A 24,411-nucleotide genomic window follows, 5' to 3' on the forward strand; every position below is an offset into this window, starting at 1 on the left:
ATCGCACCCGCAAAACCCTCTCCTAACCAGAGAGAACCAAGGCAGATTGGCCCCTCCAAAAGAGGGGCCGTTTTTTTTAACACAACAGAGTAAAAAAACTGAACAGAGCACGCCACACCCACAACAGGCCAAAATCCATCCGCTCTTATCCAGCACTTATCCCAGTAATCACCGTTACGCCTTAAATCCGTCCAAGCCGCGAATCCGCGGTCGCCCGCCACATCTACTGCACAGCAGCATGCACAGCCAGCAACTGCTCCAGGACACCCTTCAGCCGGTCCAGATGCAGAGCATTCGCCCCATCCGACTTCGCCTCCGCCGGATTGTCATGCACCTCCAGAAACACCCCATCCACCCCAGCAGCCACGGCGGCCCGCGTCAATACCGGGATAAACTCCGGCTGCCCTCCACTCACTCCATTGCCCGCGCTGGGCGTCTGCACGGAGTGCGTCCCATCGAAGACCACCGGCGCAAACCCACGCATGATTGGTAGCGCCCGCATATCCACCACCAGGTTGTTATACCCAAAGCTCGCGCCCCGCTCACACAACGACACCCGCTCATTCCCGCTCTCACGAATCTTCTCCACCGCATGCTTCATATCCCACGGTGAGACGAACTGCCCCTTCTTCACATTGATTGCCCGCCCGGTCTCCGCGGCGGCGATCAACAGATCCGTCTGGCGGCAGAGAAACGCCGGAATCTGCAACACATCCACCGCCTCAGCCACTATCGGACAGTCCACCGCCGTATGCACATCGGTCAGCACCGGCAACCCGTTGCTTTCTCCGATGGCCCGCAGAATCCGGCAGCCCTCCACCAGCCCCGGCCCGCGAAAGCTCTTGATCGAGGTCCGGTTCGCCTTGTCGTAACTCGCCTTGAAGATGTAGGGAACCCCAAGATCGCTGGTGATCCGCTGAATCGCATCCGCCATCTTCCGCGCATGCGCCTCACTCTCGATCACACAAGGCCCACCAATCAGAAACAACCTGCCCCGTCCCACGGCGACGCCACTAATATCGAATCCAAACGAAGAAGTCACCCCTCCATTTGACCACGCAAACCACCAACACTAAAACGAAGCGCCACAAAAGCGGGTGCCCCATCCTTTTTGCAGTCTCACCGCAAATAGGGTGGGTATCGGGCGCAAGCCCGACCGCCTTCCTTTCCCAACCACCACCTAGGGAACGGAGAACAACCTCCCCTCCATCCAGCCATAAAAGCCCGGGTGCCCCATCCTTCGCGCCTTTGTCTCTAGCGAAGGGTGGGAAGTAGAACTCACCCACCGCCTTCTTTCTGTCCCAAACGGTGCCACATCCTGAGGACGCCTGATCGTCCGATGGTTGGGAAACACAACCCTCAGAAGCCTGGGTTCAACCGTCTCCCCACTAAACCATGTCAAGCCCCAGAGTCCGCAATCTTCAACTTAACAGTATAGAAACAAACAAGATAAAACTTTCCGAAAAGTGGCACTTTAGTTATGTCCAACCTCATAAAATAGAAGCAACAGAAACAAAAGGGCTGCACGGCAACGCCGCTGCAGCCCTTTTCACTTAAACATGAACCATCAAGGAGGAAAAGAGACGGTAACTCAAAGCTAGTCACGAATTTGGGCACAAGCCCCATAGAATCAGCGGCTTAGCGTAGGTTTCGTGCCGTAACCGAATGATTTCAAACGAGTTATAGCCAAATACCCCCAGGGGGAGGGTGCCACCAACTACCGCTTCAAAGACCGCCCCAGGCTACCCAGGATCAAGGTCATCAGCGAAAACCCACGCCGGCCATCCTCGCTCGTGGCCCGCTTGAAGAGCTGCCACATGCTCGGCGGAGTCCTCTCCTCCTCATGGGTACGCGCGGCCTCGGCCATGGAGTGAGTAAGCCGCTCCAGCACCTCTGGATCGAGCAGCGTGATCATCTTCGCCGCCTCCAGCAGGTTGCGGATGGCGGCGATGCCCTCCGGAAGCTTGGCATACTCTGCCAGCTTCCCGGTGATCGCGTCCTTGGAGTCGATCATCCCCTGGAGCGCATCCAGCAAGCCTTTGTCGTGGGCCGACTGCAACACGTCCCACGCCACCAGCAACGCCTCGGCATGCTCTACCGGAGCGGCATCGACGCGCTTCTGCAGCTCCTTCTTCGGATCGATCGGTGCCGGTTTGAAGACAATCGGATTCGCCATATAGGTTCTCTTTCGTTTTGGTGAAGCTCTAAACCGTGATCGAAGTAATCTGCACCAGCTTGTCAGAGGCTTGCGAGCCAGGAACGTGGTAGTCAGCCCGCGCCCACTTCCGCTCCACCTCGACACCTGTCTGCGGAGTGCGTGTGCCGTTGCGGAAGTTGTTTCGTGGAATCGGATTCTTCCCTTGCTCCGGAAGCAAAGTCAGACTCACCGCAGTCTCCTTGAAGGCAGGCGTATGCGTAAAGCGATCCGTATGGCTGCTGGTTAGGCGGTTCACCGGCTCCTCGATAGAGTTCAGTGGCATGTAGAGCTGCTTGCCCTTCACGCGGTCCGAGACCACCACCTGGACTCGCAGCCTGCCGTAAGGCGAGGTGATCTGCACATGCCGTCCCGAGGTGATGCCTCGCTCTGCAGCCAGCTCCGGCGAGACCTCTACAAAGGTCGTCGGCGTCATCGCCTTGATCCCCGGTGTGCGATAGGTCATGCTGCCTTGCTCGAAGTGCTCCAGCAAACGGCCGTTGTTGAGGTGCAGGTCGTATATCTCGCTCGCCTCTTCCGAAGCAGGAATGTACGAGACAGGGAAGAACCGCGCTTTCTTGTCTGGGAAGGGGAAGCCATCGGTGAACAGCAGCGGCGTGTCCGTGCCGTCCGCATTCACCGGCCACTGTTGGCTGTTGAAGCCCTCCAGGCGGTCGTAGCTCACTCCGGCGAAGAGCGGCGTGAGCCGCGCTACTTCGTCCATCACATCCGACGGATGGCTGTACTTCCAGTTTCCACCCATCCGGTTCGCGATAAGCTGGATGATCTCCCAGTCGGCCTTGCCCTCGCCCAACGGCTCAATCGCCTTATAGAGCCGCTGAATCCGCCGCTCGGTGCTGGTGAAGGTTCCGTCCTTCTCGAGCGAAGGAACAGCAGGAAGGACCACGTCGGCATACGCCGCCGTCTCCGAGAAGTTGATGTCCTGCACGATGAGGAAGTCGACCTTGCGCAGCGCGGTAGCTACAAAGTTCGCATTGGAGTCCGAGGTGATCGTGTCCTCGCCCTTGATGTAAAGGGCCTTCAACGATCCTTCCAGGATCGCATCGATCATCTGGTGATTGTCCTTGCCGACGCTGGTCGGCAGAGTCACTCCCCAGTCGGCCTCGAACTTGGCACGAACCTCGTCGTCATCCACCTTCTGGTAGCCCGAGTAGACGTTCGGCATGGAGCCGAAGTCGCTCGCGCCCTGCACATTGTTGTGTCCACGCAGCGGATACGCTCCCGCGCCGGGCCGCATGTAGTTGCCGGTCAGCAGCAGCAGGTTGGAGAGCGCGGTCGCCGTGTCCGATCCACCGCAGTGCTGCGTCACTCCCATGGCGAAGAGGATGCAAACGCCATCCGCGGCGGCGATCTCATGCGCAACGGTCGTCAACGTAGCCGCCGGAATGCCTGTGACCTTCTCCGCGTACTCCAGCGTGTAAGGCTCCAGCGACTTCTCGAACTCCTCGAAGTGGTTGACCCACTGGTTCACGAAGTCCATATTCGCCAAGCCGCTGTCCAGAATGTACTTCGACACCGCGCACATCCATACGGAATCGGTCGAGGGATTGGGACGCATGAAGATGTCTGCTCGCTCCGCCATCTCGTGCTTGCGAAGATCGGCGACGATCAGCCGCTGCCCACGGAACTTGTGCGACCGCTTCACACGCGTGGCCAGCACCGGATGGTTCTCGGCAGGATTCGCGCCGACGATAAGCACCAGGCCAGCCTTCTCGATATCCGAGATCGATCCCGAGTCGCCGCCGTAGCCTACGGTTCGCTGCAGCCCCATCGTCGCGGGGTTCTGGCAGTAGCGAGCGCAGTTGTCGACGTTGTTGGTGCCGATCACCGCCCGCGCCAGCTTCTGCATCAGGAAGCTCTCTTCATTGGTGCACTTGGAAGAGGCAATGAATGCCAGCGCGTCGGGTCCATGTTCCTTGAGGATCTCTCTGAACTTGTTCTCGATCACATCGAGCGCCTCTTCCCAGGTCGCTTCGCGGAAGACATCTCCATTGCGCAGCAACGGCACCGTCAAGCGGTCGTCGGAGTTGATGTGTCCCCAGGCGAACTTGCCCTTTATGCAGGTAGAGATTCCGTTCGCCGGTCCATGCGTCGGTTCGATCTTCAGGATGTGGCGATCGCGCGTCCAGACCTCAAAACTGCAACCGACAGCGCAGTAGGTGCAGACTGTTTTGGTCCGCTTTACGCGGGACTTGCGCATCTCGGACTCAATCTCCGAGAGCGCCAGAATCGGACCATATCCGATCGGTGGTTCAATCCCTTTGACCACATCGATCATGTCGTCCAACACCTTGTCGGGCGTGTTCGTCAGGTATCCAGCGTGGCCGAGCATGGACTTCTCCATCAACGCATTGCAAGGACAGACCGTTACGCAATGCCCGCAAGAGACGCAGCTCGAACCGTCGATCTTCTCGCCGCCATCCCAAAGTACCCGGGGATGCGCGCTCTCCCAGTTGATCGTCAGGGTCTCGTTCACCTGCACGCTCTGGCAAGCCTCTACGCAGCGTCCACACAGGATGCATTGGCCCGGATCGTAGCGGTAGAAGGCATTCGACATATCCTTCTCGTAAGGCTTTGGCGTAAATGGCCTGGATTGATGCTTCACATCCAGCAGTGCCGTCGTGTTGTGGACTGTGCAGTTCTGGTTGTTGTTGTCGCAGACGGTGCAATACAACATATGATTCTGCAGGATGCGGTCGAACGCCTCGCGCTGCGCCACGTCCACCGCTTCGCCCTCGGTAAACACCTGCATTCCCGCTGTTACCGGAGTCGCGCAAGCCCGCACCAGTGCCCCGTTTACCTGGACCATGCAGGTATCGCAGCTTTGGATGGGTCCCATCTGCGGCAAATAACAGACTTGGGGAACCTCCTTCATCGCGTGGGCCTTGCTGTGGCGATTCAACGCCTCAACCAGCAGTTCCCCGATGTGCGCAGGGACTGGAATTCCGTTTACGTTCAACTCTGTGTTCGGGGTGGTATCGGGCGGCGTATTGAGGAGGGATTTTTTCACTGCCATAGCTTCCTCTGATGCCCAGCGCATCTCAGAGGATTCCTTTCTTCGACCCTGTGTCCGCCCAAGTCCACGGCTGGAGCTGCAAATCCTGCTGCTTTAGCTTCTACACCAACACGATTATCACTCGATCAAATTTGTCGGCCACGCACGACCGATGCTGGCGGAAGATTCCCGGCTATCGTTCCACTTGCCGTAGCGGTCTAACGCTCGTTGCGGGCCGTTGCTGTACCAGGCATATCCGTTCCTGCGCTCCGGCGAGAGATCGCTCACCGTATCGTGGATGGTCTTGTCCCTGTCGCCGAAGATCGGACGCTCCGTAACCATGCTGTAGTAGCGAGCCCAGATCGGGCCTGCGCCGGGCTTAGCCGCCAGATGCCTTCCCTCTACCGTGCCCTTGCCGCCTACCCACTCCTGCTCGCGAATCGCCGCGTGTTGCAGCCACGCCACGCCATCCTCGACCGCCTCTCGCACCTCGGCGGAAGGATGCGGCAATTGCATCAAGTAGATCAGGATATCCGCGCTCTCTCCGGTCGCAAGGGACGCAGGCTCATAGTTTCGGCCCGCCACAGGAGCCAGCGTCACCGCATCGTGCTGTTGCGCCCAGATCGTTCTTCGATCCTCTACCTTTACCTGCGTCGCCAGGATGCAGGCAACCGCCCGCTTCGCGCTCACCGCCGCCTGCGCTCTCAGCTCTATCGGAACAAAGCGATAGTCGCCTTTCCCGTCCGCCACGTCGCTCAGGACGTTCGCGGATTCAGTGACGGCATTATCGTTGTACGTGATCGCATCGTGGTATCCACCCTCCAACGGCCACACCTGCGGCCATCCGCCGTTCGGAAACTGAGCTGCCAGCAGATACCGCAGACCCTTCAGGAAGCTGGCCCGGTAGGCCTCTCCTGCAGCTCCTGGCGTTCGATCTGAGACCTTCGCCAGAAATCGCAGCTCGGTGTTCGTCGAGTCGTTGTCCAGTGTCCCCACATAGTTCCACGCGGGATCTTTCGGCGTATCGAAGTCCTCCGGCGAAGGATGCTTGGAGAGGTTATCCGGTGCATAGCTCTGCCCGCGGACTCGCAACGGCCCGCTCATGTCGAGATTTTTGCTCCACCCTCCGGCTGGCGTCTGGAAGCTCACGATCACATCCGCGATGTGCCGGGCCTCCGCCGAACCGTACCAACTCGCCTCTCGCGTCAGAGGGATGCTGCGTGCGGCAGAGCTCTCTTTGGGCAGCTCGGGAGTAACTGCCATTCCTTTGCGCTCCGCTGCCAGCGTTGCGTGGTCCGTGGCTCGCTGCCGCTCCGACCGGTCCAGGTACGCCGTCCACGCTGTCCGCTCCGCTGCCGGGAGGGAAGCGATACGCTCCCGCGAGATAGCCTGCGCCGGTTCGCTCTTTCCAATGGCCGCCGCGCCAGCCGACACTCCTTGCGCGAGACAAAGAGTCACAATGCAACAAAATAGTTTGACCACGAAGATCTCAACTCCTCAGTACGCGGAAGGATAGCAGGCCTCGCACCCATCTCGTCAGGCCATCCCTCCTCCGAAGCTAAAACTGCATCGAACACCTACGCCACGGTACCTAGCATCCCTGTTTTGAGGATGTTTGAAGACCAGCCGGAAGAATAGAAGCAACTCTAGGAGAGACTCATGCAGCACGCCAATCCCGACCCGCGCGACCTGTTTCCCAAGCCACCCTTCAAGGAGCAGAAACAATCGCACCCCGGCTCAGTCCACGCGCTCGAGCCGCCCGCCGACCACGGCGAGAAGAGTTACATCGGCAGCGGCCGCCTGCTCGACCGCGTCGCCATCATCACCGGCGCCGACAGCGGCATCGGCCGGGCGGTAGCCATCGCCTTCGCCAGGGAGGGCGCGGACATCGTCATGAGCTACCTCCCGGAGGAGGAGTCAGACGCCAAAGAGGTCGCGGAGATCATCGAAGGAGCAGGACGCAAGGCGCTTCTCTGCCCGGGCGACATCGGCGAGCCCAGCTATGCCCGCAGCCTGGTCTCCAGCGCCACGGGCCGTCTCGGACGCCTCGATATAGTCGTCAACAACGCAGGCTTCCAGATGCAGCGCGAGTCCATCGAAGACGTCAGCCCCGAAGAGCTTGAACACACCTTCCGCACTAACGTCTTTGGCACCTTCTTCCTCACCCAGGCCGCGCTGCCGGTCCTGCGTCCCGGAGCCAGCATCATCAACACCACGTCTATCCAGACCTTCGAGCCCAGCGAAGGCCTGCTCGCCTACGCCGCTACGAAGGCCGCCGTGGCCAGCCTCACCAAGAGCCTCGCCAAGCTATCCAAGGACAAAGGCATACGAGTCAACGGAGTCGCTCCCGGCCCCGTCTGGACTCCGCTCATCCCCGCCACCATGCCTGTAGAGAAGGTCAAGAAGTTCGGCGAGAACACGGTCTTCGGCCGTCCCGCGCAGCCCGTCGAGCTGGCCCACCTCTACGTCTTTCTCGCCTCCGAGCAGTCCAGCTACTGCTCCGGCGAGATCTTCGGAGCCACCGGCGGCAGAACCCCCCTCTAGATCATGGCCGCACGAAAAAAGGCTCAGAGCTCCCAGTCCGACATCCCAACGAAGACCGCGACTCTCCCGCGCGTCCGAATCGGCATCTCCGGCTGGCGCTATGCGGGTTGGCGCGGAGTCTTCTACCCCGAAGGCCTCGCCCAACGCCGCGAGCTGGAGTTCGCCTCCCGCCAGTTCGAGACCATCGAGATCAACGGAACCTTCTACTCTCTTCAGCACCTGAAGAGCTTCCAGCAGTGGGCCCGCGAGACTCCGGACGACTTCGTCTTCTCCCTCAAAGGCTCGCGCTACATCACCCACATGCTCAAGCTTCGTGGGATCGAAGCCGCCCTCGCCAACTACTTCGGCAGTGGGATGCTCACCCTCGGCCCGAAGTGCGGTCCTATCCTCTGGCAGTTTGCCCCGCAGATGCGCTTCGACCGCGGCCGCTTCGAGACCTTCTTCCGCCTCCTGCCCCGCACCGTGAAACAAGCCGCCTCCTTCGCTCGCCGTCACGCCACACGCCTTGCAGACCCAAGCGCGATCAAAGTCCCCTCTGGAAGCGACGCTCCGATTCGCCACTGCGTCGAGATCCGCCACGAGAGCTTCGTCACACCGGAGTTCATCGACCTGCTCCGTGAGCACAACATCGGTCTCGTCCCGGCAGATACCGTGGAGTGGCCCTTGCTCCTCGACGTCACCAGCGACTTCGTCTACTGCCGCCTGCACGGCTCCGAGCAGCTCTACTTCAGCGGATACGATCCCCCCGCCCTGGACCTCTGGGCCAGCCGCATTCAAACCTGGGCTAACGGTGGAACGCCGAACCCCGATCCCACCACCAAACCCGAAGCCCGCCTCGCCAGCCCCATCCTGGCATCCAGTCAACCCCGCGACGTCTTCGTCTACTTTGACAACGACGCCAAGGTCCGCGCCCCGTTCGACGCGCAGGACCTTCGCAGCCGAGTCCAGAAGCGACTACTCTGATTCGAGAATCTGCTCCGCAACCCTCAATCCAGAGCGCATCGCACCATGGACCGTCCCCCAATGGGCGGTCACGTCGGTGTGCTCTCCAGCAAAGTAGAGCGTCTCCTCTACCGGCTCCGCCATAGTAGCGGATGCCCCTAGGCCGCCTACCCCGACGTAGCTGTAGGCCCCCAGAGCAAACTCGTCGGCAGACCAGTCGTGGGTATAGCACCCCACCACCTCCGCCTGAACCACCGTCGTATCCAGACCCATAATCTCAGCCAGTCGCTCCGTCGCCACGCACCTCAACTCTGCAGGTGCCATTCCCAGTAGCTCTCCCGCCCGCGGACCTCCGGCCCAACCCGTCAAGGTATTGCTCTCTTCAGGATGCGACGTCCACCAGGCTCGCGGCACCATGCCGAACGCAAATAGAAAGCTCAGGCTCCGCATCTCCGGCTGTGGCTCCAGCTCCTCCCAGAAGCGCCTTCGGAAGACCATCGTAAGCCGGCACACCTGCCCCATCCGCATCAACTCCGCGGCCTCCAGAACCCGGCTGACGGCCGGCGTAAATGTCACGGATTCACGCTGCAACACCCCCAGCGGCAGTGTCACCACTGCTCGAGGCGCAGTGAAGGTCCCCTGCTTGGTCACAATCTCGACGCGCCCCTTCCGCCAACGAACCTCTTGCACCCGATGCCCCAGCAGCACACTCCCGCCAAGCTCCACTACCTTGTCCGCCAGATACTCGGGCAACTGGTCATACCCACCCTTCACCCGAGAGAGCAGATCTCCCTCCGTCGACCGCTCCGCCTTCTGCTGCGCCCCCAGGGAAGCCGCGCTGATCACACGGTGATCCGCGGCGTTGAAGCCCTCGACGTTCCCCACAATCTCCTGACGCTGCTCTCCCTCTATGTCTTTGCGGTCGAGATACTCGGCGAAGCTGCAGTCCGGCCCGGTCCAATCTTCCAGGTCGTCGAGCGTTCCGAATACCTCCTCCATCTCTTTGGAGATAGGCTTCAGCGCCCCACCCTCCAAACCCACCTGAGATCCATCCAACTCAAAGGTCTCGACTCCGGTCTCCCTCATCTCGTCGATCAAGGCCCAGAGTTCCGGTGGCCGCCCATGGACAAACTCCGCCCCCAGCTCGATCGCCTCCGAGCCCACCCGCTGCGTCATAATCCGCCCGCCCACCTGCTCGCGGGCTTCCAGGACGCACACTCGCAGTCCACCCTCACCCAGCGCGCGAGCCGCCGTTAGCCCCGCCATTCCTGCACCTACGACGATCACATCAAGATTTCTCTGCTCAGCCATTGCAGTTAGATGCTCCTATCTGGCCTTCCGAACCGCTCCTGAATCATTGACATCGCCTCCTCCTCCGTCCGGACGGCGCCCTCCAACTGCGCATCCTCCGCCGCCTCCAGCATCGCCTTGAACTCTGGTCCTGGCCGGTATCCCGCCGCAATCAGATCTCTTCCGCTCACCAGCAACGGAGGACGATGCTCCTCCATCGGAACTGCCTCATATCGTTCTTTAGCATATCCATACAGCCTTAGATCTCCATGGCACGAGCTCGCATCCAGCCAATGCAGCGCCAGATGCTCGGGGAAGTTCGGCAGCCGGAAGAAGCGCTTCAGCGTCGACTCCCGCATCCCCATCACATCGCCGAAGCGCATATGGTTCTTCACCAGCGCCACGATCTGCGCCGTATCGTCGTTCGAGAACCGCAGCCGCGCCAGAATCTCCTCGGCGATCCGCACTCCTACCTCGACGTGTCCGTTGAAGCGAATCCGGTCGCCCGGCATCGCCGGGTCCGGGGCGCGAAACGTGGCCGGCTTGCCGATATCGTGCAGCAGCGCCCCCCAGGCCAGCGTAGGCGTCACCGGAGCAGGCGCAATCGGGAGCTGTGACAGTAGCAGCATCGTGTGCACCCAGACATCGCCCTCCGGATGAAACTCCGGCGGCTGAGCGACTCCGCGCATCTTCACCGCCTCGGGCATCACCTGCTCCAGCAGACCCAGCCGATACAGCAGCTCAAACCCCTCCGCTGCGCCACCCTCCGTCAGAATCCGCGTCAGCTCCTCGCGAATCCTCTCGCAGCTCACCTGCCCAACCTGCGGAGCCAATCTCTTGATCGCCTCGGCAGTCGCGACGTCGATCCTAAAGTCCAGCCGCGCCGCAAACCGCACCGCCCGCAGCATGCGCAGCTTATCTTCTTCGAAGCGCCGCTCCGGCTCGCCGATGGCCCGCACGATACCCGCTGCCAGATCCTCACGTCCGCCGACATAATCCAGCGTGGCAGCGCCGGCGTCTTCGGTCTCCTCGTAGATCATCGGGTCCAGCAGCATTCCGTTGATGGTGAAGTCCCGCCGCAGTACATCCTCTCGCGCATCCGTCGAGAACTGCACCGCATCGGGCCGCCGCCCATCGCTGTAAGCGCCATCGTTGCGAAATGTAGCGACTTCGGTTGCAATCTCATTTTCGTTTGGTCCACCGGAGCAGACCAACACCACCCCAAAGTGCGCTCCCACCGAGAATGTCTTTGCGAACAGTCCCATGACGACATCGGGAGTCGCGCTCGTGGCCACATCGAAGTCCTTCGCCTCCAGCCCCAGCAGCAGATCCCGCACGCATCCACCTGCGAAGTAAGCCTGATGCCCGGCAGCTCGTAATGCGGCCACAATCTTCCGTGCAGCGACATACCTCGGGTTGTCCGTCAAAGGCCCAGCCATACGCGTCTCAAATATCCCTTCTGTCTAATATAGAGAGATGTACGAAAGCGGCAGCACCGGGCAGGACCAGAGGCAGGGCAGCGGCCTGATCCTCGGCATCGAATCCTCCTGCGACGAGACCGCCGCCGCCGTCGTCCGCTCCGGCTCCCATGCCCTCTCCAACGTCGTCGCTTCGCAGATGGCCCTGCACGCCAACTATGGAGGCGTCGTCCCGGAGCTCGCCTCCCGCGAGCACCTGCGCAACATCGTCCCCGTTGTCCGCGAAGCCCTCTCTCGCGCCAATGTTTCTTTCGCCGACCTCGACGCCATCGCCGTCACCGCCGGTCCCGGCCTCGCCGGAGCACTCCTCGTTGGCATCACCTACGCCAAGGCACTCACCTTCGGTCTGGATAAGCCGCTCATCGCCGTTAACCACCTGGAAGGCCACATCCACGCCGTCCTCATGGAGGCTCGCGACCGTGCCGAAGCGCCGATGGAGCTTCCTCTTCTCGCCCTGGTCGTCTCCGGAGGCCACACCCACCTCTACCTCGCCCGGCACTCGGAAGACCCGCAGGGCAGGGAAGCCTGGACCTACCAAAACGTAGGCCGCACCGTGGACGACGCCGCCGGCGAAGCCTTCGACAAGGTCGCCAAGCTCCTCGGCCTCGGCTACCCTGGCGGCCCCTGGATCGATACCCTCGCTCCTCACGGCAACCCCCGCGCCGTGCCCTTCCACTTCGGCCAGATCAAGCCGCGTATTCCGTCTGCAACCACCACCTACGATCTCTCCTTCAGCGGCATCAAGACCGCCGTCCTCCGCTACACCCAGACCCACGCCATGCACGACAGCATCGAAGCCCGCCGCCACGCCCTCGCCGCCAATCCGGCGCTCAAGCCCTCCTCGCCAGAGGCGCTCGCCCTCCTCGACCCCCAGACCCTGGACCTTATCGCCTCCTTTCAATACGCGGTCGTCGGCAACCTCCTCCGCCAGACCTTCGCCGCTGCCGCGGCCTTCGGAGTCCGCGGCCTGGTCGTCTCCGGTGGAGTCGCCTCCAACTCCGAGCTCCGCCGCCGCTTCTCTGCTGAAGCTGCCCGCCGTGGCCTTCCGGCGGCCTTTCCGTCGCTGGCTCTCTCCACCGACAACGCCGCCATGATCGCCGCCGCCGCCTGGCCCAAGTTCCTCGCCGCGGACTTCGCCCCGGAAGATCTGAGCGCCACCCCTCAACTCCGTCTCGGCTAATCGTTCGCCTATCAGCTAAAATCAACCCAGAACTTTAAGCGAGAGCAGTCTGCACCGAGCCACGAGCCGGCTGCGGCAGGGATATACCGCACGTGGCGACACTGGAACTCTTCAACACCCTCAGCGGAAAGATAGACACGCTCGAACCCGTCGGTGCCCCCGAACTGCGCATGTACTGCTGCGGTCCTACCGTCTACGACTACGGCCACATCGGCAACTTCCGCACCTTCCTCCACGTCGACGTCCTGCGGCGCTTCGTCCACCAGCTTGGCATCCCCACCAAACACGTCATGAACGTTACCGACGTCGACGACAAGATCATCCGCAACGCCGCTGCCGCCGGCCTTCCCATCGCCGAGTACACCGCTAAGTTCGAAAAAGCCTTCTTCGAGGACCTCACCGCCCTCAACATCGAGCTCCCCGAGCACATCTCCCACGCCACCAAGAGCATTCCGGAGATGGTCTCCCTCATCCAGCAGCTCGCCGAAAAAGACATCGCCTATCAGGCCGAGGACGGAAGCTGGTACTTCCGCATCGCCCGCGATCCCGACTACGGCAAGCTCTCCAAGAAGGACCTCGAAAACATAACCGACGGAGCTCGCGTCGATCTCGACGAGTACGAGAAGGACGCCGCCCGCGACTTTGCCCTCTGGAAGGCCGTCAAGCCGCCCGTCAACGGAATCCCCGAGCCCTCCTGGGACACCGCGCTCGGCATCGGACGTCCCGGCTGGCACATCGAGTGCTCCGCGATGGCCACCAAGTTCCTGGGGCAGTCCTTCGACCTCCATGCCGGCGGCGAAGATCTCATGTTCCCGCACCACGAGAACGAGATCGCCCAGTCCGAGTGCGCCTCCGGCACTACCTTCGCCCGCCACTGGATGCACGTCCGCTTCCTGCTCGTCGAAGGTCGCAAGATGTCCAAGTCGGAGGGCAATTTCTACACCCTCCGCGATCTGCTCCTTAAGGGCTACCGCGCCTCGGCCATCCGCTTCCTGCTGCTCTCGGTTCCGTATCGCAACCAGATGAACTTCACCATCGACGGCCTCACCGAGTCCACCAACGCCGTCGATCGCCTCCGTACCTTCCACAAACGCCTCCTCACCGGCACCTTCCCCGAAGGCCTCGATCCCACCATCGCCGCCGCCACCGTCAAGGCCGAGCAGGACTACACCGCCGCCCTGGCCAGCGATCTCAACACCGCTGAAGCTCGCGCCGCCATCTTCGACCTCGTCCGCGCCGCTAACGCCGCCGCCGACCGCTGCACTCTCCTGGCAGGCAACGTCGCAGAGATCCTCCGCGTCCTCGCCCTCTTCGACGGCGTCTTCGCTGTCCTCGAAGACCGCGACGCCGCTCTCACCCGAGTCGCGCTCGCCTGGGCCGAGCGCGAAGGCCGCCTCGACGAGGCCTCCCCCGAGCTCCTCGCCACCCTCGCCCTCACCGACGCCGACATCGACGCCCTCGTAGCCGAGCGCACCCAGGCCAAGAAGACCCGCAACTTCGCCCGCGCCGACGCCATCCGTAACGACCTCCTCGCCAAGGGCATCCTCATAGAAGACGGCAAAGACGGCGTCCGTTGGAAGCGCAAGTAATCGATCCTTCCTTCATCTGTCATCCAGCAGGGATCCGCTTTGTCGTTGCCGTCCTTTTGACGTCATCCAAACCAGCCCCATCCACCCGCAATCGGCATCCAACAAGAGACCGCTGAAAAGCCGCGTCCAGAAAGAAGCCATGCAAACTCTCCTCGCAAGTCGCCTCTTCACCCTCTGCATCCTGGCCGCGGGCATCGCCGCCCACGCCCAATCTCCCCTCACCGAGTGGAGTAATGAAGCCCTGAATATCCGCTTCAACTATCCCTCCGATCTCACCAAGGCCGACTCCTCCCAGGCCTTGAAGGACGGACACCTCACCCTCCTCGGCATCTCCGGAGACTCCGATCCCACCCTCGCAGCCGCGACCCGTTGCCTCCGCCCCAACCTGCTCCTTCAACTCAACCCAACAGCCGGCAGCCAGAAATCCGCCACCATCCTCTTGGCCGAGCTCGACGTCTCCTGCCTCACTCCAGAGCAGCAGGTCAACGCCAAAGACCTCCTCGCGAACATGGCTGAACTCGTCACCAAAGTCCCTGGCATGTCCTCCATCGCCCCGCCCGCCTGGTACAACGTAGGCTGGCAGAAGGTCCACATGGCCGCCGCTCAAGGCATGCCCCAGGGTGGTATAACTCCCCCCGGAGTCACCCCACCGCAACTCTTCACCATGGGCTTCTCCACCAACTGGAGCAACCACCTGCTCGTCTGGTACTTCTCTTCGAACAGCACCGAAGAGCTCAACCGGATCACCAAAAGCACCGTCCGCTTCGGCCGCTCTGCCGCCGCCCCGCTCTACGCCAGCACCATCGGTAACTCCAGCAACTCCGCGCAATAGCACCGAATCCACGAAATTCCAGTCCTATGAAAAAGAGTGCATACAATAGATTCTGAGAAGAATGCTTGAGAAAATCAGCCTAAACCGTAGCTATACTCAGAGAATCCGCGTGAGCCTACCCCAGAGCTTCATTTAGACGCCGACTGCATCTAATCCTAAGGGACTTTAGAAGTTAACCCATGGCTGCCACTTTAACCTACATCTCGCCCATAGCGTTTGAACCGGCCAGGAGCAGAGATGCGGTAGAAATGGAAGGCCGGTTACGCGACAAGTTCGGACGCGCCATCACCGATCTCAGGATCTCCGTCACAGACCGCTGCAACTATCGCTGCGTCTACTGCAGAACCGGCAACGAGGGCGCGCAGTACAGCGAGCTTCCCATCGCCGACTATATGCGCATGGTGAAGATCTTCGTCTCCCTTGGAGTGGAAAAGGTCCGCCTCACCGGAGGCGAGCCGCTCCTGCGCTCCGGTCTCGTGGATATGGTGAAAGATTTATCCTCGCTGCGCACCGCCTATAGCTCCGAGACACCCGACGGAACATATCTACCAGCCGATATACCGTTGGACATCGCTCTCACCACGAACGGCCATCTCCTCGAAGGTCTGGCGGAGCCGCTGCAACGCGCCGGGCTAAGCCGTGTAACCGTCAGCATGGACGCCGTAGACTCCGAAACCTTCACCGCCATCACGCGAGTTCCTCGCAGCTTCGACAAGGTCCTCGCCGGAATCCGCAAAGCCCAGGACGTCGGTCTGGGACCCGTAAAGATAAACTGTGTGCTCCTGCGCGGCTTCAACGACGGGCAAATCGAACAATTTGCGGAGTTCTCCCGCCGCGAGCGAGTCATTGTTCGATTTATCGAGTTTATGCCTCTGGAGGAAGATCGCACCTGGAAGCCAGAGACAGTTGTACCCATGGACGAGATCGTCAGCCGCCTGAACGCCTACCGGCCGCTGGTCGAACTTCCGCCCAACCACGCAAGCGAGACCGCGAAGCGCTTCACCTTCGACGATGGCTTGGGCGAGATCGGCATTATCGCGCCGGTCTCACGCCCCTTCTGTGGCCATTGCAGTCGGGTGAGGCTCACCTCCGATGGCAAGATTCGGACCTGTCTCTTCTCGCAGAGCGATCACGACCTGCAGGGAGAGATGGCGCGAGGTGGAACAGATGACGAGTTGAGTGCGTATATCCGTCGTATCGTCATGCGCAAAGAAGCTCGCCATCATATCGGCGAACCTGGCTTTGAAAAACCTTCTCGCAGTATGGTCCACATCGGCGGCTAAACTGGTATGCCCCTGGTTCAGGGGAACAGGAATAATCGATTTAGAATTCTGTTCATTCCAGGTACGCAGCTGATGTACTTGCAGTGTTTCCCGGTGAGTCGTTGAAAGAAAGACGCCAATTCGAGGTCATTGAGAGTCGCCAGATGGATCACCTTCGGGTGTTCCACGAAGTGGCGCGTGCGCTCACCGCATCGTTGGAGCTCGAAGACATCCTCGGCACCATCATGGAGAAGATGGCGCAGTTCTTCGGCCCCGAGCGCTGGTCTCTTCTGATGGTCGACGACACCACCAACGAGCTGTACTACGCCATCGCCGTAGGCGAAAACGCGCAAAGCCTCAAGGGCCTGCGCGTCAAGATGGGCGAAGGCGTGGCAGGCTGGGTGGCCCAAACTGGCAATCCGCTGGTCGTTCCGGACGTCTCGCTCGATCCCCACTGGTCCGCGTTCTCCCGGCGCTTTCCCGACCTCAACATCCAGTCCATCGCCTGCGTGCCGGTGCGCTCCGGAAACAAGACGCTCGGAGTCATCCAACTCCTCAACAGCAAGCTTGACCTGCTCTCCGAGTACTCCATCTCCTTCCTGCGCATCCTGTGCGACTACGCCGCCATCGCAATCCAGAACGCCCGCTCGATGACCCTCATCCAGGAGCTGACGATCACCGACGACTGCACTGGGCTCTTCAATGCGCGGCATCTGTACACCATGCTGGACGAGCAGATAAAGGTCGATGAGGACTTCACGCTGCTCTTCATCGATCTCGATCACTTCAAGGCCATCAACGACACGCACGGCCATCTGGTGGGCAGTAGACTGCTCGCCGAGGTCGGCAGCTTGATGAAGCGCTCCCTTGGACCGAACAACGCCTCCTTCCGCTACGGCGGAGACGAGTTCGTGGCGCTCATGCCCGGCATGGGCAAGGTTCAGGGCATCGAAGCGACCATGCGGCTGCGCGACGATCTCCGCACCGCCCGCTTCCTCGAAGGAGCGGGGCTCTCGCTGCGCATCTCCGGCAGCTTCGGCATGGCCACCTTCCCCGAGGACGGTCATACCGTCCCCACCATCCTGCGCGCCGCCGACACCATGATGTACGAGGCGAAGAACGCCACACGCGACAACGTCGCCGTCGCGGGACGCGGTCTCCTCCTCGAGATGGACCGTGCAACCGGCGCCGCCCGCGTAGGTCGAAAGTAACGAAACCCCAAGCCTAACTAGGCCGCCGCCGCTCCAGATTCAAGGGCCGCTTCGGTTGAGGCTTCAGCGCATCCGGATTCTCCGGAGCGACCGGATGCACCCCAAAGTCCCACACCCCAAGATTCACCTCTTTCTCCGAGATGATCTCCATCAGCGCGAACTCGCCGAAGTCCAGCGGCTGCTTCGGACTGATCTTCATCCAATGCCCTCCAGGAAGCAGCTCCGTCGTCGTCTCGACGACATCCTCCTGCCGCCGCACCCCTCCCAGCATGTTGATCTTGAAGCTCGCCACCACCCTCGCCCCCGTACGCACATCCGTGCGGACGATCACGTACCGGCTATCCGGCGAGCCTCCCGCCGGCGCGCTTGGAGCCTGCCCCGTAGCGCCGTGCGTATCCACGACCAGCGGAGGCCCGCCCGTAGGCGGCGCATTGAAGTCCCCAACCCGCAGATACAGGACCGGCGAGTTGACGTGGAGCTGAATCGCCGCCTTCTCCCCCTTCAACTGGATGAGCTGATGCGAGCTGGCCAGCGGATTGATCGTCGCGCGCAAAATGTTGTGCGCGGTATTGCGGTTCAGCTCGCCTCCGGACTGCGCCAGCGGAACCAGCTCCGGAGTTCCACGGAAGGTATCCAGGGCAAGCACACTATCCTCCTCCGGCAGCCGCAGGTCGGTGGCGACCTCTGGCGTAAGCGCGGCGCGGTCCGCCTCCTCCTTCAGCAGCTCCGGATCGATCGGCGGAGCTTGGCCCGGCTCTCCCTCAGGAGCGGCAGTATGCCGTGCCTCCCACTTACGGGTCGCGTCCAGGTCGACTAGCTCCGTCGGAACCTCCTCCTCCGCCCCGCCCCGCTCCGCGCTCACGTAGCGAACGACATTGCCGACGATACGGTAGCTCATAACGATCTGATACGAACCGTCTTTCAGGATCAGACGGGTACGATGGGGCGTCGTCACCGGCGCTGGCGGAACCAGTGGCCTCTGCTGCTGTTGCGCAGCCGCCGTCGCCGCCGCGGCAGGCAGGAGCAGTGCTGCGGTCAGGGTGAATATTGCTTCGGCTGCAAACTTTGTGCGCATATGCTTCGTCTTACCTATATGGGTTCGTGTGGGTAACGGCAAAAGCGTTGGATTCACTCAAGATCGCGCCCGGCCAGCAAGTTGGACGCGTGTCTGACGGAACGGTTTCTCTCCCGCCCACCTATCGAGACGAATCTTCGTCTTTCGCGCATCTCGCCTTGCCGGCTTCAATAGCGCCACAACTCTAACTGTGCTACACCGTTAAGACTACCCTGAAACTGATGCAGACCCCTCTCCAACCCGGACAGACCGGCCAGCAACGGCCCATGTGGCTCCGCGCCCTGGCCCTGTTGTGTCTGATGCTGGTCTGCTTCGCGAGCACGGTTCAGGTCTGCCACATCCACGGAGAGCTCGCGCCGCTCAGCTCGGACTCCGACTCCCGCCAGGCCGTCCCCGACCACTGCCCGCTCTGCGTCGCTATGCACTCTGCCATGCCGGCGGCCTCGCACGTTGCTCCGGATCCGGTGTTGCAGGTACACGCGGTTCTCCCCAAGGCCATTGCCATTCAGCGCATCCAGCGCTGGCACTACGAGCTCTTCAGCCGGCCTCCGCCGGGTATGCCCTCTCGCGCATAACCTGGCAGGCGAACGGAAATCTTCAGAGCACCCATAAAAACTCTGGTCCCTGTCTCCACGAGCAATCTCGTTGGCTCGATCGCGCATCTCCAGCTCGACAGGAGCGTTTCATGCAGAAGTCCGGTCTCACTCGATTCATATCTCCTCTTATTCTGCTTCTCTTCGGACTTGTTCAGCTCCACGCGCAAGGCACCTCCGGCGTCGTCTCCGGAACGGTGATGGACAGCACCAACGCGATCATTCCCGGCGCTTCGCTCACCATCTCCAACCCCATCAGCGGCTACTCGCAGACCACCAAGGCCGACGCCCAGGGGCAGTACCGCTTCACCAATCTTCCCTTCGGCCGCTATCACGTCTCTGCAATCTCCTTCGGCTTCAAGCCGGTGGCGATGGACGCTCAGGTACGTTCCGCCTCGGTAACGCAGGTGGACTTCAAGCTCAGCGTGAGCGCCAACGATCAGGTGGTAACCGTAGAGGCCGAGCCCGAAGACATGGTCAACGCCGATCCCACCTCCGGCAACGCCGTCGATCGCAATCTCTTCGCGCGCCTGCCCACCGAGAGCACCAACGCGCCCCTCAGCGCTCTGGTCTCCGGCAGCACCCCCGGCATCGCAGGCGACTCCAACGGCCTCTTCCATCCCATGGGCGAGCACGCCGACACCACCTTCAGCATCGACGGCCAGCCGGTCAGCGACCAGCAAAGCCGCGTCTTCGGCAATCAGCTCTCCGTCAACGCCATCCAGTCCATCAACGTCATCAACGGCATCGCTCCGCCAGAGTACGGCGACAAGGCCTCGCTCGTAGTCCAGACGACCACCCGCTCGGGTTTGAACCTCGTCCATCCCACTGGCAGCATCTCCTACAGCTACGGCAGCTTCGGAACCTCGGTTGGTAGCCTCGCCCTCGGCTTCGGAGGGAAGCGCGTCGGCAACTTCTTCACCGCCGACGGCGTGGACAGTGGCCGCTACCTCGACACCCCCGAGTTCCGTCCCATGCATGCCAAGGGCAACAACGAGAACTTCTTCGACCGCATCGACTTCAACCCCAGCGAGCAGAATCTCTTTCAACTGAACATGACCGCATCCCGCTCCTGGTTCCAGAACCCTAACCAGTACGATCAGCAGGCCGCCGGACAAGACCAGAAGGCGCAGATCTTCAGCTACAACCTGTCGCCATCATGGACGCACATCCTCAGTCCGCACAGCCTGTTTACGGTCAACCCCTATCTCCGTCAGGACAACTTCCACTACTACCCCAGCAAGAACCCGTTCAGCGACACACCGGTTACGCTGGCCCAGTCGCGCCGCCTGCAAAACGCCGGAATCAAAGCGGACTACTCCTTCTCCCACGGCATCAACACCATCAAGGCCGGAGCGATGTTCTACCATACGTTCCTGCACGAAGGCTTCTCCCTCGGGATCACCGATCCCACCTTCAACGCCCCTTGCCTCAACGCAAACGGCACCCCCGATCCCAACCCCGCCTTCACCGATCCTAGCCAATGCCCGCCCGGCGATACGCCCAACGGCAACTTCAACGCCGGCTCCGCCCCCTTCGACCTCACCCGTGGCGGCACCGTCTTCCAGTTCAACGGCAAGACCGACATCAAGCAGGAGGCGATCTACCTGCAGGATACCCTCGCCTTCAAAGGCTTCACCTTCCTGCTCGGCGGACGCGTCGATAACTACGACGGCATCAGCCATCGCTCGCTTGTGCAGCCACGGCTCGGCGCAACCTACCTCGTGAAGGCCACCAACACCGTCCTCCGCCTCGGCTACGGCAAACTCTTCCTCACGCCCTATAACGAGAACCTCATCGTCTCCAGCTCCACCGGCGTAGGCGGCCTGGAGGGCGCAGGCGCAGCCGTCCCCTTGAAGCCCGCCGCCCGCAACCAGTACGACGCTGGCTTCGAGCAGGGCTTCGGCAAGCACCTCGTCGTCAACGGCGAGTACTTCTGGAAGTTCACCGACCGCGACTTCGACTTCGATATCGTCCTCAACACCCCGCTTGCCTTCCCCATCCAGTGGAAGAAGTCCAAGATCGACGGCTTCGGCATCAAGCTCACCGTACCGGAGACCCACGGCATCTCCGCCTACGCCGTCCTGGGCCACACGCGCTCTCGCTTCTTCAACCCCGAGGTCGGCGGAATCCTCTTCAACGATCCCTCCGTCGCCACCGGCGGCGTCTTCCGCATCGACCACGACCAGGCCTTCCAGCAGTCCACCCACCTGCAATATCAGCCCTTCAAGAGCGGTCCCTGGTACGGCATCACCTACCGCTACGAGAGCGGTCTGGTAGCCGGCAACGCCCCCTTCGCAACCCAGGCCGACGTAGCCGCAGGCTTCACTGACCTCAGCTACCTCACCGCCGATCAGCAACAGCAGGCAAAGATCACATGCGCCGGTGTTGTAGCAACGCTTGCAGCTCCATTCACCAGTTGCCCGGTGGGACAACTGTCATCGCCACTTCTCAGCATCCCCAAACCCGGCACCGAGAACGACGACAAGAACCCGCCTCGCGTAGCCCCCCGCACACTCTTCGACATGGGAGCCGGATGGGACAACGTCCTCCACCGCGACCGCCTCAAGACCAACATCAGCATCACCGCCGTTAACGTAACCAACAAATACGCCCTCTACAACTTCCTCTCCACCTTCAGCGGAACCCACTTCGTCTCCCCTCGCACCGTAAGTGCACAGGTGACATTCAACTTCTAGAACGTTTCGCTGTCGCTAGAAGCGCAGGGAAGGATCTCTGTATTTTGATCGAAGAGTCACAGCTCCCACCGTCGAGAGCGAATATCATATTTGCATGGCGCGGCAGAAGCCCAACCCGATGCACCTGACGTATTGGGCGATTGCTGGTGGAGCGATCGCCATGAGCGCATGTTTCTTCTCCTTCTTGCCTTTCCCGCACCCCCACTCCGACGAGTGCGGACTCTGGAAGAACCTGTGGATGAACCGATCACCCATCATTGCGGGCCCGGGATTATTGATGTTTGGCATCACCCTATCTTTTCTGGCCGAGAGGCATTTCAACAAACGCTTCCGGGATGGAATCTGGACCGATGCAGAGCTCGCTCCCGTCGTGTCGCTAGTCTCACGTAGCATCTGGGCCTGGGTAACCGTCGCGACCCTCGTCGCATATGTCTTGTTTGTTATAGTTAACCACCACTTTAGAGGTGGAACTTTCTTCTACATCCTCCTCTTTCCCCTCCAATTCACAGCACGGCTACGACAGCTGCTAACTCCCAAACCCATCCGAGACGACGCATTGCTCGGCCTGCAGAACCTCAAGTCCGTCCAGTCCGAACACTGGGGCGAACGCGCTGTTCGTATACAAACCTTTCCTAGCCAAAGTTCCTAACCTAGACCTGGATCTGAGGAACTGTAATAACCGCTGGAGAGAGCCCGACAAACCGTTTCCAGATTGGCAGATTCTCAGAAAGCCTGAGTCATTGCCAACAAGCCCGTTTTGGGAGCTATTTTCAACTCGAGTGATCCAAACGCATTAGCGCCTCTTCTGTTTCCCCGCAGAATAAGCCTCTCTCAAAGCTTCTTGACGGTTGCTCCCAAGCGGATATCATGTCGGCATGTCGCAACGGAAGCCCAACCCGATGCATCTGGCTTTCTGGGCGATTGCCGGCAGCGTAATCATGATGAGCGCGTGGTTCATCTTATTCCTGCCGTTTCCCCACCTGCACGCCGATGGGTACGGCATCTGGAAAGCGATGTCGATGAAGCATTTGGAGTTTTTCGCGTTCGCGATACCTCTCCTGATGGGCCTCATAATCTCTTCCTGGGCGGAGAAGCGTTTCAACAAAGGCTTCCGAGAAGAGCTATGGACCGAAGCAGAGCTTGCTCCCATCCTTGTGCTGGTCTCCAAACCAATTTGGTTATGGGGAATCGGGGAGATCTTAGTTGCATCGCCACTGTTGTTTGCATTCCACAATGAGCATGGCTACGGAGGGTGGTCTTTCTTCAGCCTCCTTCAGTCCAGATGATTATCCTCTCTCCTTCCCATGTGATAGTGCGAATGCGACAGTTGCTCATACCCAAGCCGATACAAAACAACGCCTTGTTAGGGCTGCAGAGCTTCAAGCCCATCCAGTCCGACCACTGGGGCGAGCGCGCTTCCGAGCAGAGAACCTCCCTTCCTAGCCGAAGTTCCTAACCCAAGTTCCCAACCCAAGTTCCAAGTCAAGATCCGGAGTGCGTCCCCTCCCCCGGAAGCTAAGATAGAGATTGTGCCCGCAAATCCCACCATAAAAGCAACTGACGCCCAGATTCGCACGCGTGTGCTGATCGCCTTCGCCTGCGTCTATTTCTTCTGGGGATCCACCTACGTCGCCATCCGCTTCGGAGTCGAAGACCTGCCTCCCTTCGTCCTGGGAGCAGTTCGTTACACCATCGCCGGCATCCTGATGCTGCTCTTCTGCTTAGTCCGCGGCATCAGCCTTCGCCTTAGCGGCCGCGAGGCATGGTTGCAAGTCACCATCGGCATCCTGATGCTCACCGGCGGCAACGTCGGCCTCATGTACGCGGAGCGCACCTTATCCAGCGGCCTCTCCGCCCTCATCATCGCCGTCATCCCGCTCTACGTAGCGCTCTTCGAAGCCGTAACCCCCCGCGGCGAAGGTCTCCGCGCCCGCGGCTGGGTAGGCATCGCCGTAGGCTTCGCAGGCCTCGTCGTCCTCCTCGCCCCCGGCCTGCGCGACAGCCTCCACGGCGACAAGGGCCAGATGATCGGCGGGGCCTTCGCCCTCGGCTGCGCCCTCAGTTGGACCGCCGGCACCATCATCGCCCGCCGCTTCAAGATGCCTATCAGCCCCTTCGCCTCCGCCGCCTGGCAGATGCTCTTCGCTGGCCTCTTCAATAGCGTCGTCATGCTCGCCCTCCACGCCGGCAGTGAAGCCCGCTGGACCACCCAGGCCCTCTCCTCCGTGGTCTACCTCATCACCTTCGGCTCGCTCGTCGGATACACCGCCTACATCTATCTGCTGGAGCACGTCCCCGTTGCTAAGGTCTCCACCTACGCCTACATTAACCCCATCGTCGCCGTCGCTCTCGGAGACCTCTTCCTGCACGAGCGCATGGTCGCCATCGAGTACATTGGCATGGCTGCCATCCTCATCGCCGTATGGCTCGTCACCAGCTCCAAGCTCAAGACCGGAGCCTCGCTGGCCGAAGCGAACTGCCCCAAAACAGAAGAGCTAGCCTAGGC

19 protein-coding genes are annotated in these 24,411 nt (G+C 61.1%); 12 read left to right on the plus strand and 7 right to left on the minus strand.

What is annotated here, in order from left to right:
* Positions 1 to 223 precede the first annotated feature (223 nt).
* From kdsA to pelA, 4 genes are all read right to left on the minus strand, one after another.
* Positions 224 to 1,042, minus strand: a complete 819-nt coding sequence (gene kdsA, locus HB393_RS03850) for a 3-deoxy-8-phosphooctulonate synthase (RefSeq protein ID WP_345945015.1) — start codon at positions 1,040 to 1,042, stop codon at positions 224 to 226.
* Positions 1,043 to 1,717: 675 nt separating this feature from the next.
* On the minus strand, positions 1,718 to 2,176 hold the full coding sequence (locus HB393_RS03855) for a DUF1641 domain-containing protein (protein WP_213803834.1): 459 nt from the start codon (positions 2,174 to 2,176) through the stop codon (positions 1,718 to 1,720).
* Between the two features lie 28 nt (positions 2,177 to 2,204).
* Positions 2,205 to 5,231: a formate dehydrogenase subunit alpha gene (gene fdhF, locus HB393_RS03860; RefSeq protein ID WP_213803835.1), complete on the minus strand. Its 3,027-nt coding sequence runs from the start codon at positions 5,229 to 5,231 to the stop codon at positions 2,205 to 2,207.
* Positions 5,232 to 5,348: 117 nt separating this feature from the next.
* Positions 5,349 to 6,692: a pectate lyase gene (pelA, locus tag HB393_RS03865; protein ID WP_213803836.1), complete on the minus strand. Its 1,344-nt coding sequence runs from the start codon at positions 6,690 to 6,692 to the stop codon at positions 5,349 to 5,351.
* A 177-nt stretch (positions 6,693 to 6,869) separates the two neighbouring features.
* On the opposite strand from pelA, the gene HB393_RS03870 reads away from it, so the two are divergent.
* Both HB393_RS03870 and HB393_RS03875 read left to right on the plus strand, forming a co-directional pair.
* Entirely contained in the window at positions 6,870 to 7,754 is an 885-nt protein-coding gene (locus tag HB393_RS03870; protein WP_213803837.1) for an SDR family oxidoreductase, read from the plus strand.
* 3 nt (positions 7,755 to 7,757) lie between these two features.
* Complete coding sequence (locus HB393_RS03875) at positions 7,758 to 8,717, plus strand: DUF72 domain-containing protein (protein ID WP_213803838.1); 960 nt, start codon at positions 7,758 to 7,760, stop codon at positions 8,715 to 8,717.
* Here the strand turns inward: HB393_RS03875 and HB393_RS03880 are convergent.
* Both HB393_RS03880 and HB393_RS03885 read right to left on the minus strand, forming a co-directional pair.
* Positions 8,709 to 10,007: an NAD(P)/FAD-dependent oxidoreductase gene (locus HB393_RS03880; protein WP_213803839.1), complete on the minus strand. Its 1,299-nt coding sequence runs from the start codon at positions 10,005 to 10,007 to the stop codon at positions 8,709 to 8,711. The two genes, HB393_RS03875 and HB393_RS03880, sit on opposite strands and share 9 nt — an antisense overlap.
* 5 nt (positions 10,008 to 10,012) lie before the next feature.
* Positions 10,013 to 11,425: a CCA tRNA nucleotidyltransferase gene (locus tag HB393_RS03885; RefSeq protein ID WP_213803840.1), complete on the minus strand. Its 1,413-nt coding sequence runs from the start codon at positions 11,423 to 11,425 to the stop codon at positions 10,013 to 10,015.
* Between the two features lie 37 nt (positions 11,426 to 11,462).
* Here HB393_RS03885 and tsaD point away from each other — a divergent pair, with 37 nt between their 5' ends.
* The 5 genes from tsaD to HB393_RS03910 all read left to right on the plus strand — a co-directional run bounded on the left by tsaD (position 11,463) and on the right by HB393_RS03910 (position 17,538).
* The gene (gene tsaD / locus HB393_RS03890; protein ID WP_213803841.1) at positions 11,463 to 12,644 is read left to right on the plus strand and encodes a tRNA (adenosine(37)-N6)-threonylcarbamoyltransferase complex transferase subunit TsaD; all 1,182 of its coding nucleotides are present in this window, start codon (positions 11,463 to 11,465) and stop codon (positions 12,642 to 12,644) included.
* Positions 12,645 to 12,736: 92 nt separating this feature from the next.
* Positions 12,737 to 14,233 carry a cysteine--tRNA ligase gene (gene cysS, locus HB393_RS03895; RefSeq protein ID WP_213803842.1) on the plus strand — a complete coding sequence of 499 codons (1,497 nt, stop codon included), beginning with the start codon at positions 12,737 to 12,739 and terminating at the stop codon, positions 14,231 to 14,233.
* 139 nt (positions 14,234 to 14,372) lie between these two features.
* Positions 14,373 to 15,065: a hypothetical protein gene (locus tag HB393_RS03900; protein ID WP_213803843.1), complete on the plus strand. Its 693-nt coding sequence runs from the start codon at positions 14,373 to 14,375 to the stop codon at positions 15,063 to 15,065.
* A gap of 179 nt (positions 15,066 to 15,244) precedes the next feature.
* Positions 15,245 to 16,348 carry a GTP 3',8-cyclase MoaA gene (gene moaA / locus HB393_RS03905; protein ID WP_213803844.1) on the plus strand — a complete coding sequence of 368 codons (1,104 nt, stop codon included), beginning with the start codon at positions 15,245 to 15,247 and terminating at the stop codon, positions 16,346 to 16,348.
* A gap of 143 nt (positions 16,349 to 16,491) precedes the next feature.
* Positions 16,492 to 17,538 (plus strand): sensor domain-containing diguanylate cyclase, encoded by a 1,047-nt coding sequence (locus HB393_RS03910; RefSeq protein ID WP_213803845.1) that lies wholly within the window; start codon positions 16,492 to 16,494, stop codon positions 17,536 to 17,538.
* 13 nt (positions 17,539 to 17,551) lie between these two features.
* On the opposite strand, the gene HB393_RS03915 is transcribed toward HB393_RS03910, so the two are convergent.
* Positions 17,552 to 18,613 carry a hypothetical protein gene (locus HB393_RS03915; RefSeq protein WP_213803846.1) on the minus strand — a complete coding sequence of 354 codons (1,062 nt, stop codon included), beginning with the start codon at positions 18,611 to 18,613 and terminating at the stop codon, positions 17,552 to 17,554.
* Positions 18,614 to 18,834: 221 nt separating this feature from the next.
* On the opposite strand from HB393_RS03915, the gene HB393_RS03920 reads away from it, so the two are divergent.
* The 5 genes from HB393_RS03920 to HB393_RS03940 all read left to right on the plus strand — a co-directional run bounded on the left by HB393_RS03920 (position 18,835) and on the right by HB393_RS03940 (position 24,409).
* Entirely contained in the window at positions 18,835 to 19,188 is a 354-nt protein-coding gene (locus HB393_RS03920; RefSeq protein WP_213803847.1) for a hypothetical protein, read from the plus strand.
* A 110-nt stretch (positions 19,189 to 19,298) separates the two neighbouring features.
* Complete coding sequence (locus HB393_RS03925) at positions 19,299 to 21,905, plus strand: TonB-dependent receptor (RefSeq protein ID WP_213803848.1); 2,607 nt, start codon at positions 19,299 to 19,301, stop codon at positions 21,903 to 21,905.
* Between the two features lie 94 nt (positions 21,906 to 21,999).
* The gene (locus HB393_RS03930; protein WP_213803849.1) at positions 22,000 to 22,554 is read left to right on the plus strand and encodes a hypothetical protein; all 555 of its coding nucleotides are present in this window, start codon (positions 22,000 to 22,002) and stop codon (positions 22,552 to 22,554) included.
* 226 nt (positions 22,555 to 22,780) lie between these two features.
* On the plus strand, positions 22,781 to 23,191 hold the full coding sequence (locus HB393_RS03935; RefSeq protein WP_213803850.1) for a hypothetical protein: 411 nt from the start codon (positions 22,781 to 22,783) through the stop codon (positions 23,189 to 23,191).
* Positions 23,192 to 23,434: 243 nt separating this feature from the next.
* The gene (locus tag HB393_RS03940) at positions 23,435 to 24,409 is read left to right on the plus strand and encodes an EamA family transporter (RefSeq protein ID WP_345945016.1); all 975 of its coding nucleotides are present in this window, start codon (positions 23,435 to 23,437) and stop codon (positions 24,407 to 24,409) included.
* The last annotated feature ends 2 nt before the right edge of the window (positions 24,410 to 24,411 follow it).

Origin of the sequence: Granulicella sp. dw_53, assembly GCF_018449545.1 — a bacterium.
Lineage (GTDB): Bacteria > Acidobacteriota > Terriglobia > Terriglobales > Acidobacteriaceae > Edaphobacter.

What these genes read in the sequence shown, in the direction of transcription:
- HB393_RS03855 (WP_213803834.1), bottom strand. Translation starts at nt 2,176, where the DNA reads ATGGCGAATCCGATTGTCTTCAAACCGGCACCGATCGATCCGAAGAAG.
- fdhF (WP_213803835.1), bottom strand. Translation starts at nt 5,231, where the DNA reads ATGGCAGTGAAAAAATCCCTCCTCAATACGCCGCCCGATACCACCCCG.
- HB393_RS03870 (WP_213803837.1), top strand. Translation starts at nt 6,870, where the DNA reads ATGCAGCACGCCAATCCCGACCCGCGCGACCTGTTTCCCAAGCCACCC.
- HB393_RS03875 (WP_213803838.1), top strand. Translation starts at nt 7,758, where the DNA reads ATGGCCGCACGAAAAAAGGCTCAGAGCTCCCAGTCCGACATCCCAACG.
- HB393_RS03880 (WP_213803839.1), bottom strand. Translation starts at nt 10,007, where the DNA reads ATGGCTGAGCAGAGAAATCTTGATGTGATCGTCGTAGGTGCAGGAATG.
- HB393_RS03885 (WP_213803840.1), bottom strand. Translation starts at nt 11,425, where the DNA reads ATGGCTGGGCCTTTGACGGACAACCCGAGGTATGTCGCTGCACGGAAG.
- tsaD (WP_213803841.1), top strand. Translation starts at nt 11,463, where the DNA reads ATGTACGAAAGCGGCAGCACCGGGCAGGACCAGAGGCAGGGCAGCGGC.
- HB393_RS03900 (WP_213803843.1), top strand. Translation starts at nt 14,373, where the DNA reads ATGCAAACTCTCCTCGCAAGTCGCCTCTTCACCCTCTGCATCCTGGCC.
- moaA (WP_213803844.1), top strand. Translation starts at nt 15,245, where the DNA reads ATGGCTGCCACTTTAACCTACATCTCGCCCATAGCGTTTGAACCGGCC.
- HB393_RS03910 (WP_213803845.1), top strand. Translation starts at nt 16,492, where the DNA reads ATGGATCACCTTCGGGTGTTCCACGAAGTGGCGCGTGCGCTCACCGCA.
- HB393_RS03915 (WP_213803846.1), bottom strand. Translation starts at nt 18,613, where the DNA reads ATGCGCACAAAGTTTGCAGCCGAAGCAATATTCACCCTGACCGCAGCA.
- HB393_RS03920 (WP_213803847.1), top strand. Translation starts at nt 18,835, where the DNA reads ATGCAGACCCCTCTCCAACCCGGACAGACCGGCCAGCAACGGCCCATG.
- HB393_RS03925 (WP_213803848.1), top strand. Translation starts at nt 19,299, where the DNA reads ATGCAGAAGTCCGGTCTCACTCGATTCATATCTCCTCTTATTCTGCTT.
- HB393_RS03930 (WP_213803849.1), top strand. Translation starts at nt 22,000, where the DNA reads ATGGCGCGGCAGAAGCCCAACCCGATGCACCTGACGTATTGGGCGATT.
- HB393_RS03935 (WP_213803850.1), top strand. Translation starts at nt 22,781, where the DNA reads ATGTCGCAACGGAAGCCCAACCCGATGCATCTGGCTTTCTGGGCGATT.